The organism is Streptomyces sp. 549 (assembly GCF_030124175.1).
Taxonomy (GTDB): Bacteria; Actinomycetota; Actinomycetes; order Streptomycetales; family Streptomycetaceae; genus Streptomyces.
This window is the reverse complement of sequence record NZ_JASKMT010000070.1, coordinates 1-671: the sequence shown is the minus strand read 5'-3', so window position 1 is coordinate 671 and position 671 is coordinate 1. Positions and strand designations below refer to the sequence as shown.

Below are 671 nucleotides of genomic sequence, written 5' to 3'. Positions count from 1 at the left end.
GAGACGCTGGGCATCGTGGGGGAGTCGGGTTGCGGCAAGTCGACGGTGGCGAAGCTGTTGATGGCGTTGGAGGTGCCGACGTCGGGTTCGATTCTTTACAAGGGTGAGGACATCACGCGGCTTTCGGGTCGGGCGTTGAAGGCGGTGCGGCGGAACATCCAGATGGTGTTCCAGGACCCGTACACGTCGTTGAATCCGCGGATGACGGTCGGTGACATCATCGGGGAGCCGTACGAGATCCATCCGGAGGTGGCGCCGAAGGGCGACCGGCGGCGGAAGGTGCAGGATCTGCTGGATGTGGTGGGGCTGAATCCGGAGTACATCAACCGGTATCCGCACCAGTTCTCCGGTGGTCAGCGGCAGCGCATCGGTATCGCACGGGGTCTGGCGCTGAACCCGGAGATCATCATCTGCGACGAGCCGGTATCCGCGCTGGACGTCTCGGTGCAGGCGCAGGTGATCAACCTGATGGACAAACTCCAGACCGAGTTCAACCTCTCGTACCTGTTCATCGCGCACGACCTGTCCATCGTCCGGCACATCTCCGACCGCGTCGGCGTCATGTACCTCGGAAAGATCGTGGAACTGGGTACCGACAGCGAGATCTACGACCACCCCACGCACCCCTACACGCAGGCACTGCTCTCCGCGGTACCGGTGCCCGACCCGGA

1 protein-coding gene is annotated in these 671 nt (G+C 63.2%); it reads left to right on the top strand.

The window, feature by feature from the left end:
* Positions 1–671, top strand: a 671-nt coding sequence (locus QNO07_RS27490) for an ABC transporter ATP-binding protein (RefSeq protein ID WP_283995259.1), incomplete at both ends; no start/stop codon positions are given.